General features: G+C 70.8%; 9 protein-coding genes. 8 read left to right on the forward strand and 1 reads right to left on the reverse strand.

The genetic code is table 11. The annotated features are described in order from the left end of the window. The 8 genes from BCL76_RS38180 to BCL76_RS38215 all read left to right on the forward strand — a co-directional run. A partial coding sequence (locus BCL76_RS38180) for an MFS transporter (RefSeq protein ID WP_146228526.1) occupies window positions 1–645 on the forward strand: 645 nt, incomplete at its 5' end. Between the two features lie 141 nt (window positions 646–786). Beyond that, entirely contained in the window at window positions 787–1,572 is a 786-nt protein-coding gene (locus BCL76_RS38185; RefSeq protein WP_109784096.1) for an SDR family NAD(P)-dependent oxidoreductase, read from the forward strand. Window positions 1,573–1,580: 8 nt separating this feature from the next. Then, window positions 1,581–2,858, forward strand: coding sequence for an MFS transporter (locus tag BCL76_RS38190; protein ID WP_109784097.1), 1,278 nt, complete (start codon window positions 1,581–1,583; stop codon window positions 2,856–2,858). A gap of 6 nt (window positions 2,859–2,864) precedes the next feature. Further along, entirely contained in the window at window positions 2,865–4,562 is a 1,698-nt protein-coding gene (locus BCL76_RS38195; RefSeq protein WP_109784098.1) for an FAD-dependent oxidoreductase, read from the forward strand. Window positions 4,563–4,861: 299 nt separating this feature from the next. Further along, window positions 4,862–6,058, forward strand: coding sequence for a non-hydrolyzing UDP-N-acetylglucosamine 2-epimerase (gene wecB / locus BCL76_RS38200; protein ID WP_109784099.1), 1,197 nt, complete (start codon window positions 4,862–4,864; stop codon window positions 6,056–6,058). 53 nt (window positions 6,059–6,111) lie between these two features. Further along, entirely contained in the window at window positions 6,112–6,885 is a 774-nt protein-coding gene (locus tag BCL76_RS38205; protein ID WP_109784100.1) for a hypothetical protein, read from the forward strand. Next, entirely contained in the window at window positions 6,882–8,153 is a 1,272-nt protein-coding gene (locus tag BCL76_RS38210; RefSeq protein ID WP_109784101.1) for an FG-GAP repeat domain-containing protein, read from the forward strand. Before BCL76_RS38205 ends, BCL76_RS38210 begins: the two co-directional genes overlap by 4 nt. A 174-nt stretch (window positions 8,154–8,327) precedes the next feature. Then, the gene (locus BCL76_RS38215; RefSeq protein ID WP_258310162.1) at window positions 8,328–9,593 is read left to right on the forward strand and encodes an acyltransferase family protein; all 1,266 of its coding nucleotides are present in this window, start codon (window positions 8,328–8,330) and stop codon (window positions 9,591–9,593) included. 58 nt (window positions 9,594–9,651) lie between these two features. Here BCL76_RS38215 and BCL76_RS38220 read toward each other — a convergent pair whose 3' ends face one another. Next, window positions 9,652–10,587 (reverse strand): helix-turn-helix transcriptional regulator, encoded by a 936-nt coding sequence (locus tag BCL76_RS38220; RefSeq protein WP_109784103.1) that lies wholly within the window; start codon window positions 10,585–10,587, stop codon window positions 9,652–9,654. Window positions 10,588–10,889 lie beyond the last annotated feature (302 nt).

Raw genomic sequence — 10,889 nt, forward strand, 5'->3', positions numbered from 1 at the left:
ATCGAGTCGAAGAGCGCGGCTCCTCTCGTCCCCGTGTCGGTGTTGAAGAAGAAGACGGTGGCGTGGGGCAACATCGCGGGTCTGATCGCGTTCCTCACCGAGACCAGCCTGGTCTTCCTGATGACCCTCTACCTGCAGGAAGTCCTGGACTTCTCGCCGCTGACGGCGGGTCTGTCCTTCGGCGTACTGGGTGTCGGCACGGTGATCGGCGGCTCGATCGCGCCTCGCGTGATCGGTGCGACCGGTACCCGCACGACGCTGATCGTGGGTGGTCTCCTCCAGGCGGTCGCGACGCTGAGTCTGATCGCGCTCGGTGAGACCTCGGCGAGCATGTGGCTGCTGCTCATCGCCACCTTCGCCGGCGGCATCGGCAACATGCTCGTGATCGTCGGCTTCATGGTCACCGCGACCACCGGTCTGCCCGACCACGAGCAGGGCATGGCCACCGGTCTGGCGACCATGACCCAGCAGATCGGTATCACCATGGGCACCCCGATCATGTCGGCGGTGGTCGCGGCGAACACCGACATCCACGCCGGCATCACGACCGCGGTGATCGTGAACACCGCCGTCGTCGTGGTCGGCATCCTCACCACCGTCCTCTTCCTCCGGAACAAGGCCGCGCACGCCCCCGTCGCCGGCTGACGGTTCCCGACCGAGGACCCCCCTGGAAGCGGCCCGACACGGGCCGGTACCACCGGACCCCCGACCGTGCCGGGCCGCTTCCCCCTCCCAAGGGCTCCCAAGGGCTCCCCTCCCCAAGGTCTCCCCTCCTCAAGGAACGTGATGGACCTCCGAATCGAAAACCGCGTGTACCTCGTGACCGGCGCGTCGTCCGGAATCGGCGAGGCGACCGTGCGCCTCCTCGCCGCCGAAGGCGCCACCGTCGTCGGTGTCGCCCGCAAGCCCTGGAGCACCGAAGCCCTCGGCGACCGGGTCAGCACCGTCGCCGCCGACCTCACCGACCCCGACGCGGCCCGCCACGTGGCCGACACGGTCCTCGAACGCCACGGCCGGCTCGACGGCCTCGTCAACAACGTCGGCGCGCTGGAGTCCCGTACCGGCTTCCTCGACGTGACCGACGAGCAGTGGAAGCACACCTTCGAGGTCAACTTCCACTCCGCGGTCCGCATGACCCGCGCCGCCCTCCCCGCGCTCCTGGACACCGGAGCGGGCGCCCTCGTACACATCGCGAGCGAGGCCGCCCGTTTCCCCGACCCGGCCATCGTCGACTACGCCGCCACCAAGACGGCGCTGCTCTCCCTCTCCAAGTCCCTCGCCGCGGAGTTCGGCCTACGCGGCGTACGCTCCAACGTGGTCTCGCCCGGCCCCACCCGGACGGCGCTCTTCGACGCTCCCGGCGGTTTCGCCGAGCAGCTCGGCGAGCGCTACGGCCTCCCGGCCGACGAGGCCGTCGACCACTTCATCCGTGAGGTACGCCGACTCCCCAGCGGCCGCATCGGCAGCCCCGACGACGTCGCCGGCGTCGTCGCGTACCTGCTCTCACCCCTCGCGGGGCAGGTCACCGGTGCCGAGTGGAGCGTCGACGGCGGCGCCCTGCGACAGGTCTGACCGGGCCGATGCGCGCTTCCCTCCTCGCCCTCGCCATAGGTGCCTTCGGCATCGGGACGACCGAGTTCGTGATCGTCGGTCTGCTCCCGGAGGTCGCCGACGACCTGTCCGTGTCCATCCCCTCCGCCGGCATGCTGGTCACCGGCTACGCCCTCGGCGTGGTCGTCGGCGCACCGCTGATGACGGCGGCCGGCGCCCGACTGCCGCGCAAGACCATGCTCGTCGTCCTGATGGCCGTCTTCATCGTCGGCAACCTGCTCTGCGCCCTCGCCGGCGACTACACCGCCCTCATGGGCGGGCGGCTGATCGCCGCGCTCACGCACGGCGCGTTCTTCGGGATCGGGTCCGTCGTGGCCGCCGACCTGGTGGCCCCCGACCGGCGGGCCAGCGCGATCGCCCTGATGTTCACCGGCCTCACCCTGGCCAATGTGCTCGGCGTACCACTGGGCACCTTCCTGGGCCAGGAGTCCGGCTGGCGTTCGACCTTCTGGGCCGTCACCGGCATCGGGATCGTCGGACTGCTCGGCCTGATCGCGCTGGTGCCGGCGCAGCCCGCGCCGGAACGCGGAGCCCTGCGCGGTGAACTCGCCGTCTTCCGCAAGCCCCAGGTGTGGCTGGCGCTGACGACCACGGTCCTCGGCTTCGGCGGGGTCTTCGCCTCCTTCACCTACCTCGCGCCGATGATGACGGAGCTGGCCGGCTTCTCCGACGGCGCGGTCGCCTGGCTCCTCGTCCTCTTCGGCGTCGGGCTGTGCGTGGGCAACGTACTCGGCGGCCGGGCCGCCGACCGGGCCCTGATGCCCAGCCTGTACCTCATCCTCGGCGGCCTCTGCCTGGTCCTGGTGATCTTCACCTTCACCGCGCACGCCGCCCTGCCCGCCGCGATCACCCTGGCCGCCTTCGGGGCGATCGGATTCGCGACGGTGCCGCCGCTGCAGGCACGGGTGATGCAGCAGGCCGCGGGGGCCCCGGCCCTCGCCTCCGCGGCGAACATCGCGGCCTTCAACCTCGGCAACGCCCTCGGGGCCTGGCTCGGCGGCCTCGCCGTCGCCCACGGCCTCGGGTGGACCTCGCCGACCTGGATCGGTGCCGGACTGGCCGCGGCCGGCCTGGGCACCGCGGCGCTCTCCGGCCGGCTCGACCGCCGCGGCCACGGGAGCCACGGGAAGCGGGGGAGCGTCGGGCCGCAGCCGGGGCCCGACGCCGAGCTCCCCACCGCACCACTCACGAACGCATCAGGTGCCGGGTACGGCACCCACTCCAACGTCGAACAGAAGACGAGGTAGACGCACATGAACGGTGTCGATCGCCGGACCATGCTCACCCGTAGCGCGGCCGTCGTCACGGGCGCGGCGGTGGCCGGCGCCCTGTCCGGGCCCGTCGCGGCAGCCGCCGGCCACGCCCCCGAGGCCTCCGGCGAAGCGGCCCGCGCCGCGGCCGCCGGGACCGGTTCCGTCGTCAGGCCGGGCGATCCGCGCTACGACATGCTCACCACCGGCAACAACCAACGGTTCGTGGCCCGACCGGAGTACATCAAGATGGTCCGCTCGACCGCGGACGCCGAACGCGCGCTGAGAGAGGCGGTCCGAGCCGGCAAGCGGGTCTCGGTACGCAGCGGCGGCCACTGCTTCGCCGACTTCGCCGCCCACTCCGGCACCCAGGTCATCATCGACTTCTCGGAGATGACGCACGTCGGCTACGACCCGAAGTTCCGCGCGTTCGTCGTCGAGGCGGGCGCCCGCCTGATCAACGTCTACGAGGCCCTCTACAAGGGCTGGGGCGTCACCATCCCCGGCGGTATCTGCTACAGCGTGGGGGCCGGCGGACACATAGCCGGCGGCGGCTACGGCCTGCTCTCCCGGGCCCACGGCCTGGTCGTCGACCACCTCTACGCCGTCGAGGTGGTGGTGACCGACGGGAAGGGCGGCGTCCGCACCGTCGTGGCCACCCGGGAGAAGGAGGACCCGAACCGGGAGCTGTGGTGGGCGCACACCGGTGGGGGTGGCGGCAACTTCGGCCTGGTGACCCGCTACTGGTTCCGCTCCCCGGGAGCCAAGGGCTCCGAGCCCTCCGAGCAACTGATCTCCCCGCCGTCGAAGGTCCTGGTCAGCGCCGTGGACTTCCCCTGGGAGCAGTTGACGGAGGCGAAGTTCGCGCGGCTGCTGAAGAACTTCGGCGCCTGGCACGCCGCCAACAGCGCGCCCGACTCCCCCTACCGCAACCTCTCCAGCCTGTTCAACGTCAGTTCCAAGGCGCACGGCAGCCTGGGCATGTTCACCCAGGTCGATGCCACGGTGCCGAACGCGAGAAGACTCCTCGACGACTACCTGGCGGCCATCACGGCCGGCACGGGCGTCACCCCGAAGGCCCTCACCCGCCCCACCGGCGAGCTGCCCGCCATGCCGCAGCTCGCGGAGCCCAGGACCCTGCCCTGGCTCCAGGCGACCAGACTGGTCGGCACCAACAACCCGGTCATCACCGATCCCACCTCACGCGGCGGGCACAAATCCGCCTACATGCGCAAGAACTTCACCGACCATCAGATCTCCGCGCTCTACCGGTACATGAGTCGGCCGGACTTCAAGAATCCGGACACCATGCTGGTGCTCTTCTCCTTCGGGGGGCAGGTCAACGCCGCCGCGCCGGACGCCACGGCCAACGCGCAGCGCTCGTCCATCTTCAAGATGTGCTTCCAGACCTTCTGGCAGGACGAGAGCGAGGACGCGTACTACCTGGGCTGGCTGCGCGACCTGTACGAGGACTTCTTCTCGGCGACCGGCGGCGTACCACTGATCGACGACAGCACCGACGGCTGCTACATCAACTACCCCGACCGCGACATCACCGACCCCGGCCGCAACAGGTCCGGCGTGCCGTGGCAGACGCTCTACTACAAGGGCAACTACCCGCGCCTGCAACAGGTGAAGAGGAAGTACGACCCGTCCGACTTCTTCCGCCACTCCATGTCGATCAAGCCCGCCCGAGCCTGACGCCGCCCCACCCCCCCCACAGGTAAGCCCTGGTCACAAGCCCCGCACTCCGGTCCCGGAGTGCGGGGCTTGTGTCGTTCCCGCCCAACCGTTCGAGTGGCCGCGGGCGTTCGTTGACTCCCCGGCCGGCTCCGGGAAAGCTGTGTCTTGGCCGGAAGAGGGCAGCTGAAAAGCCCCTCGCAGTGAGATCCGATCCCCTGGCCACCCCCTCTCGACAGGCCCGCGGTACACCGCCGTGCCGCGCCCTCGTACGCCCCGCCACGGCTCGATTCCCAACGTGTCAGAAAGATGAGGAAGCCATGCGTTCCGTCGCCGTAGTCCTCGGCACCCGGCCGGAAGCCATCAAGTTCGCGCCCGTCATCCGCGCCCTGCAGGACGACCCGCGCTTCGAGCCCGTCGTGATCTCCACCGGGCAGCACCGCCAGATGCTGGACGACACCCTGGAGGCGTTCGGGCTCACCGCCGACGTCGACCTGAAAGTGATGGCCCCCAAGCAGACGCTCTCCCAGGTCACCTACCGCTCGCTGCGCGGCCTGGAGGACTACTTCGCCACCGCGCCCGCCGACGCGGTCCTCGTCCACGGCGACACCGCCACCACCCTCACCGGAGCCCTGGCCGGATTCCACCAGCGGATCCCCGTCGTCCACGTCGAGGCCGGACTGCGCAGCGGCCGGCTCGGCTCGCCCTTCCCCGAGGAGGGCAACAGACGGCTCGTCGCACAGGTCGCCGCCCTCCACCTGGCCCCCACCCCCGGCAACCTGGCCAACCTGCTGCGCGAGGGCATCGCCGCCGACGCGATCACCGTCACCGGCAACACCGTCATCGACGCCCTGCGCTGGGCCAGCGGCCGCGCCGAGAGCTACGGCGACCCGGCCCTGGCCGACCTCGACAGCGACCCGCGCCGCGTCGTCCTGGCCTCCGCGCACCGCCGCGAGGCCTGGCCGCACCTGCCGCAGATCGGCCAGGCCCTCGCCCGCATCGCCGACGAGCCCGGCGTCCGCGTCGTCGTCCCGCTGCACCGCAACCCCGTCGTCCGCGAGGCTCTGCTCCCGTACATCGGCGGCCACCCGGGCATCACCGTCGTCGACCCGCTGCCCTACCTCAGCTTCTGCAAGCTCATGGGCCGCGCCGACGTCATCGTCTCGGACAGCAGCGGCAGCCAGGAGGAAGGGCCCGCGCTCGGCAAGCCCACGCTGGTCCTCGGCGATGTCACCGAGCGGTCCGAGGCCATCGTCGCCGGCACCGCCTGCCTGGTCGGCACGGCCACCGAGGGCATCGTCACCCGCACCCTGGCGCTGCTGCGCGACCGCGCCGAGTACGACCGGATGGCCACCGCCGCCAACCCGTACGGCGACGGACGCGCCACCGACCGCACGGTCGCGGCCCTCGCCCACTTCTTCGGCCTGGGACCCGCGCCCGAGCCCTTCGTCCCCGACAGCGCCGTCGACGAGCTCAGCGTCGAGCTCGCCCGCACGGCCGACTTCGCCCGCACCTGAACCCCGAAACCCCGAACCCCGAAACCCCGGAACTCCGGAGAGGAAGCAGCCGTATGAGCGCCACCCCGTCCGCCGTCGAACGCCCGCTGAACTTCAGCACCCCGTACCTGAGGGCCGCGCTCGTCCGCGACGCCGTGGACTACCTCGTCGAAGGCCGCACCATCGTGGTCAATCCCGGCGTGACACCCGTGACGATCGCCGAGGAGTTCCGCAAGACCATCCCCCCGCTCTCCTCGACCGTCCTCGCCGACGCCCGCATCGAGAAGGCCGACGCGCTGCTCCTGCTGCGCACCGTGCCCGACGGCACCGACATCACCGGCATCACCGCGGAACCCGGCTGGTCCCACCTGGCCGACCTACTCGGCCCCGGCGAGTTCCCCCGCGAAACCGCCCTGTACCGCAGCCCCCAGGAGGACATCGACACCGTCCTGTTCGACCCGGCCCACGTACTCGGCGAGCGCGAGAGCGCCATGGACCTGCGCGAGTTCAACGTCCGGGCCAACCTCTGGTTCTCGCCGGCCGGCACCGACTGCGCCGTCCACAACCAGCACGACTTCATCGAGGTCCACACCCAGGTCCACGGCCTCGGGCGCATGCAGCGGTTCCGGAACCAAGACCGGGCCTCCCTCTACCAGGACGTCCTGATGAGCCCCGGCTACACCACCCCGGACCCCTTCTGCGCGACCGGCCCCCACTGCAGCTACCACTACCCGATGCACCAGTACCGGGCCGACACCGACTGCATCTGGCTCGCCATCGAGTACCACCCCGTCCCCCGCGCCCTGCGCACCCTGCCCTTCTCGACCCGTCTGGAGAACCACTCGTGACCAGCACTAGCACCAGCACCAGCAACGGCACCGGCAAGAACACCGAAACCGGCCTGCGCACCCCGAAGTTCACCGCCGAGGTCGTGGCCGACCAGCTCCGCGACGGCTACTGGCTGGAGGCGCCCGACATCGACGGCGACGGCAAGCCCGACCTGTTCGGATACGGGCTGCGCCTCGGCGAGATCTACTGGTACGCCAACGACGGCGACTGGACCCGCCGGCTGATAGCCGACCGCATCAAGATGCCCGTCGGCGCCGACTTCGCCGACGTCAGCGGCAACGGCCACCCCGACGTCATCGTCTGCTACGACCTCTACGGCCCGATCGGCACGATCCACGACGCCAACACCGAAGGCGGCAAGATCGACTGGCTGGAGAACCCGGGCACCCCCGACAAGGACGAGTCGCGCTGGAAGCGGCACTACGTCGGCCGCGCCACCGGCATGCACCGCCTGCGCGCCGGCCACTTCACCCGCACCGACCGGCTCCAGATCATCGGCCTCCCGATCGTCGCCAAGGAGGACGTCCACGCCGTCCTGCCCGTCGTGCTGTTCACCCAGCCCGACGACGTGCACACGGCCGAGGAGTGGCCGATGACCGTCATCGACGACAGCCACTTCCGGATGATCCACGGTGCCGAGAAGAAGCGGGGTCTGGTCCCCGGCTCCGACCTCGAATCCCTGCTGCTGGCCTCCGACGAGGGCGTCACCTGGCTGTGGTTCGACGAGGCCCGCCAGGAATGGGTCCGCGAGCTGATCGGCACGGGCGAGCTCACCCAGTTCGAGCAGACCGGCTTCCGCGGCAGCGGCGACCTCAACGCGGGCCGGCTCGGGGACGACCCGATGGCCTACGTCGCCGCCATCGAGCCCTTCCACGGCAACACCGTGGCCGTCTACACCAAGGCCGAGGGCGGCGAGGGCTGGAACCGCGTCCTGCTCGACGTGTACGGCGACCCCAACGAGAACGGCGAGGGCCCCGGCCACCAGATCGTCTGCGCCGACTTCGACGGCGACGGCGACGAGGAGTTCCTCGTGGCACTGCGCGGACCGTGGCCCTGGCAGGGCGTCATGTACTACAAGGCGATCGACGCGGCCAACGGCGTCTGGGCCAAGTGGCGGGTCTCCGAGGAGTCCGTGGCCCGCATCGCCACGGCCGACTTCAACGGGGACGGCCGCCTCGACTTCGCCACCATCGCCTACTCCGTCCAGAACTACTACGTGGCCAAGGACGCCAAGCTCATGGTCTACCGCAACGAGATCGAGCAGTAGGCCCTGGCCGCGCCTGCCGCGCTCTCCCGCCCCTCCCGGCAGTCCCGTACGCCCCTCCCGTCTCTCCCGGCAGTCCCGTACGCCCCTTCGCGCCGCCGGGACCGCGCACCGCACCCCGGAGCCCGGTCCCGGCCGCCGTCCCCGACGAACCCCACTCCAGAAAGAGCGATTCCTGTGGCCTCCACGACGTCCCCCGACGCCGCGAAGCGGGCGAAGCTGCCCTCACTGACCGGCCTGCGGTTCTTCGCCGCACTCTCCGTCTTCTTCTTCCACTCGTCCCTGAGCGACTCCCCGATACCGCCGAACGCCCCGATCAATCCTTTCGCCGACGCCTCGATCGCCGACGGGTTCTCGACCGCCTTCGGCAAGGCCGGCTACCTCGGCGTCTCGTTCTTCTTCGTCCTCTCCGGCTTCGTCCTCGCCTGGGCCTCGCGGCCCGGCGAACGCGTCACGGCGTTCCTCCGTCGAAGACTCCTGAAGATCTTCCCGAACCACATCGTCGTCTTCGCCGCGGCGATGGTCCTCTTCGCCGGCGCCGCCGTCACCAGCGTGGCCGACTGGCTGCCCAACCTGTTCCTCGTCCACACCTGGTTCCCGCAGGCGAGCATCAACCTGAGCGTGAACCCGCCGAGCTGGTCCCTCGGCAGCGAACTGCTCTTCTACGTCCTCTTCCCGCTGCTCATCGTCCCGATCCGCAAGATCCGGGGCGCGGCGCTGTGGGTGTGGAGCGCCCTGATGGTCGTCGGCATGGTCGCCGTCCAGCTGGTCTCCACCTACGTCGTCCCCGACACCCCGAAGTCGGCCATCACTCCCGTCTCCGACATGCAGTTCTGGTTCGGATACCTGCTGCCGCTGGGCCGCGTCTTCGAGTTCGCCCTCGGCATCCTGCTCGCCCGCGTCGTCCTGGCCGGACTCTGGCCGCGGCGCGTCGGCTTCGGCGCCGCGCTGGCCTTGACCGTCCTCGGTTACGCCGCCGCACTCGTCGCCCCGTTCCAGTACGGCTTCGTCGTCGCCACGATCGTCCCGGTCGCCGCGCTCATCGGCGCCACCGCCCAGGCCGACGTGGACGACCGGGCCACCTTCCTGCGCAGCCGGCCCATGGTGTGGCTCGGCGAGGTGTCCTTCGGCTTCTACCTCGTACAGGGCGTCACGATCTTCTACCTCCGCTCCCTGCTGGGCGAGAACACCTACAGCGTCCCGGTCGCCCTGCTGGTGATCGCGGGCTTCTTCGCGGCGTCCCTGCTGGGCGGCTGGCTCCTGTTCCGCTTCGTCGAGATGCCCGCCATGCGCCGCTTCGGCCGCGCCAAGCCCCGTACGCGGCCCGCCCCGGACCCGGCCGGCGCGCCGTACGAGGGCCAGGGCCAGGGCGTGGTCCAGGACCCGGCTTCCGCTCCGGCTCCGGTCGCCGCGGCGGCGGGTGGCGGGCACCGCACCACCTGACCGCCCGCCGCCCGACCTGCCCGCCCGACCTGCCCGCCCGACCCGCTCCCGTACCGCTCTACGCCTCCCCGCCCGCGTCCGCATCCGCAGACGCGGGCTTCGGGCTGTCGTGCCTGGCCGCCGTAGCCCCCGTGGACGCCGTGGACGCTGCCGTCAGGCTCGACAGCATGCGCAGCGCCGCGTCGGAGGGGGAGGACTCGGGGGCGCTGTAGAGCAGCATCCGGTGGTTGGTGCCGTCGGTGAGGTTCAGGTTCTCGAAGTCGAGGGTCATCGGGCCCACGACCGGGTGGTGCAAGGTCTTGGTACCGACCGTGCAGTCCCGTACGGGGTGCTTCGACCACAGCGAGGCGAAGTCGGGGCTCTGCAGCATGAGCGACCCGATGAGCTCGGCGAGCGCGCGGTCCTCCGGATTGCGCCCGGCGACCAGGCGCAGGGCCGCCAGGGCGACCCGCGCCTCGCTCTTCCAGTCCGTGTAGAGCTCCCGGGTGTGCGGGTCCAGGAACAGCATCCGCGTGAGGTTCGGCCGGCCGGCCGGGTCGTCGGGGCTCGCGATGTCCACGTGCCCCGCGAGCAGCGCGTGCCCCAGCGGATTCCAGGCGAGCACGTTGTTGCGGCCGTCCAGGACCACGGCCGGGACGTGCGGCATCGAGGTGATCAGCCGCCGCGTGGTGTCCCGGGCGTACTCGGGACGCGGCGACCGGTCCCGCTTGGCACGCGGCGGCCGGGCGAGGTTCAGCAGGTGCGCGTGCTCGTCCGGGGTCAGGCGCAGGGCGCGGGCCAAGGCGTCGAGGACGCTGTCCGAGGCGTTCGTGCTCTGCCCCTGCTCCAGGTGCGTGTAGTAGGTGATGCTCACGCCGGCCAGGAGGGCGAGCTCTTCGCGCCGCAGCCCGGGCACGCGCCGACGGGTGCCGTGGGAGGGGAGCCCGACGTCCTCGGGCTGGAGCTGGGCGCGACGAGTGCGGAGGAATTCGCCCAGAGCAGTCGGTGTGTCCATGCGTTCCAGTGTGCCGGGGGAGGGCGCCGAACGGTGCCCGGGAAGGTGGCCCTGGGAGTGCTAGCTTGCCCGGCGCCAGCAACACCAGGGGGCTGGGTAACCCTTTCCGACCGGTCCAGAGTCGATGACGCAACAGGTCGTTGCGTGATCGAGAGGATGTGGTCGGCGATGTCGGTCGTCGAAGGTGCGCGGGTCGATACGGGAACGGAGGGGCCCGTTCGGTTGGACGGGCGTCTGAAGTTGGTTCTTGTGGTGCTGCTGGTGGCGCAGTTCATGCTGGCGGTCGATTTCTCGATTCTGAA

Source organism: Streptomyces sp. CG 926, from assembly GCF_003148825.1.
GTDB lineage: Bacteria > Actinomycetota > Actinomycetes > Streptomycetales > Streptomycetaceae > Streptomyces.

Bases quoted from the DNA above. Each gene is read 5' to 3' on its own strand.
- BCL76_RS38185 (WP_109784096.1), top strand. From the start codon at position 787: ATGGACCTCCGAATCGAAAACCGCGTGTACCTCGTGACCGGCGCGTCG.
- BCL76_RS38190 (WP_109784097.1), top strand. From the start codon at position 1,581: ATGCGCGCTTCCCTCCTCGCCCTCGCCATAGGTGCCTTCGGCATCGGG.
- BCL76_RS38195 (WP_109784098.1), top strand. From the start codon at position 2,865: ATGAACGGTGTCGATCGCCGGACCATGCTCACCCGTAGCGCGGCCGTC.
- BCL76_RS38220 (WP_109784103.1), bottom strand. From the start codon at position 10,587: ATGGACACACCGACTGCTCTGGGCGAATTCCTCCGCACTCGTCGCGCC.
- BCL76_RS38205 (WP_109784100.1), top strand. From the start codon at position 6,112: ATGAGCGCCACCCCGTCCGCCGTCGAACGCCCGCTGAACTTCAGCACC.
- wecB (WP_109784099.1), top strand. From the start codon at position 4,862: ATGCGTTCCGTCGCCGTAGTCCTCGGCACCCGGCCGGAAGCCATCAAG.